At 78.0% G+C, this 1,920-nt stretch carries 2 protein-coding genes; one reads left to right on the top strand and one right to left on the bottom strand.

Annotation, left to right across the window (positions count from 1 at the left end; genetic code table 11):
- The coding region (locus FOE67_RS24255; RefSeq protein WP_182666968.1) for a ThiF family adenylyltransferase at window positions 1–570 on the bottom strand (570 nt) is incomplete at its 3' end.
- Window positions 571–1,194: 624 nt separating this feature from the next.
- On the opposite strand from FOE67_RS24255, the gene FOE67_RS24260 reads away from it, so the two are divergent.
- Window positions 1,195–1,896: a M48 metallopeptidase family protein gene (locus tag FOE67_RS24260; RefSeq protein WP_323385411.1), complete on the top strand. Its 702-nt coding sequence runs from the start codon at window positions 1,195–1,197 to the stop codon at window positions 1,894–1,896.
- Window positions 1,897–1,920: the final 24 nt, after the last annotated feature.

Here is a 1,920-nt window from a genome sequence, read left to right on the forward strand (position 1 = left end):
GCCCCGGGGGCGCAACCGGCGGACGAGGGACGCGGCGGCGGCGTTCCGGCGGCGGCCGACGTGCTCAGGCGCGAATCCGGCGGCCGACACGTCCCGGCTCTCCACGGTTCCGCCGTCCACCACCTCCACGTCGCCGATCCCCGCACCGCTGAGGACCGCGGCGACGGCGGCGCCCACCCGACCCGCGCCCACCACCCGTACCCGGGCCGAACGACGGGCCGCCAGCCGGCGCCGGGCCCCGCCGGGCTCCCGGCACAGCAGCGACAGCGTGGCCAGGTCCGGCCGCAACCGCTCGTCCACCTCGGCGGCGGCCCGCCGCTCGGCCACCGCGTCCTCGACCAGGCCCAGTGAGGCGAGACGGGCGGTGAGGCGGTCCGCTGCGTCCGGCCGCAGCCCCAGCCGGGCCGCGGCCCGGCGCAGCGTCGTCATGCCGCGGGTCCCGTCCAGCAGGGAGAGGAAGGACTCCGTGGGCCCGTCCACCGGCCCGAGCACCACGGCCTGCGGGGGTGTGATCCCGTAGCGGACGGTCTCCCGGTCGTCCCAGCCGCGCAACAGGGCGGGCTTGATCATCGGATGCGGCTCCCGGGCGATCCGATCCGACTCCGTCGGTCCCGCCGTCCCCCCTCGGGAGGGGCGGGCCGGGCGCCCCCGGCCGGCCCGGGGTCCGGGACTGCCCGGGCGGGTCCGCGCCGCTCCGGCCCGCGGTCGGGTGCCGGACGGTCCCGGCGGCACGGCGAGCCCGGCGTTCACGATCACCACCGCCGTGGCCGTGGGGCCCTCGCCGACCGTGCTCGCCGTCACCGCCGGGTGGGGGGTGACGCGCGCCGGCGTGGCCGGGGAGCCGGGCGGCGCGACGGTCGGTCGCGGTGGTGTGCTCGTCGTCATGTGGTGCCCCCGGGGTGCGTCGGGCGGCGGGGACGCGGACACGCCCCGACCGGCGACGGTGACGGAGGTCGTTCGTCGCGTCACACACTGTGCCGTACTCCGCCGACGGGCGGCTCACGGTTGTCCACAGGGGCCGGCGTTCGTCGTACCGGGCGGGCCGCGTCGCCGGGGGACGACCCGGTCGGGCCGACCCGACCGGGTCGTCCACCCGTGTCGCTTCACCCGGACGGCGGTGTTCAGGGTCCCCACCCTCCCGACTCCGGGACCGGCTCCCGTGATCCGGAGTGCGGAAACGGGTACCGTCCGGGTGTGGCCCCCGATCCTCCCCGCCGTGCCGACCCCCTGCACCGCGCCGGCCCGCCGCAGCGTGCCGGTCGTGCCGCCACGGGGGAGCGCACCACGCCCACCGGTCCGATCGAGGTGCGGCGCAGCGCCCGCCGCCGGCGCACCGTCTCCGCCTATCGCGAGGGCGACCGGACCATCGTGCTGATCCCGGCCCGCATGACGGCCGAGGAGGAGGATCGCTGGGTCGCCACGATGCTGGACAAGCTCGCCGCCCAGGAGGAGCGCCGCCGGCGGCCCCGCGCGGATCTGGAGGAGCGGGCCGCCCGGCTCTCCGAGCGCTACCTCGCGGGACGGGCCCGTCCCGCCGCGGTGCGCTGGGTGGACAACCAGCACACCCGATGGGGCTCGTGCACCCCGGCCACCGGCACCATCCGGCTCTCCCACCGTCTGCGGGGCATGCCGGAGTACGTCCTGGACTACGTCCTGCTGCACGAGCTGGCGCATCTGCTGGTGCCGGGACACGGGTCGGACTTCTGGGCCCTGCTGGAGGCCTATCCCCGCACCGAGCGGGCCCGCGGTTTCCTGGAGGGCGTGGTGGCGGCCGAGCGTCTTCCCGACGCCGGGGGCGCCGACGGTCCGGACGCCGGTGATGCCGGTGATGCCGGGGACGCCGGTGATGCCGGGGGCGCCGGTGAACCGTGGCCGGGGGAGTCCTCCCCCTCCTGAACGCCGGGCTCCCCGTCCCCGCGG

The sequence above is a fragment of the Streptomyces calidiresistens genome, assembly GCF_014141525.1.
GTDB lineage: Bacteria > Actinomycetota > Actinomycetes > Streptomycetales > Streptomycetaceae > Streptomyces > Streptomyces calidiresistens.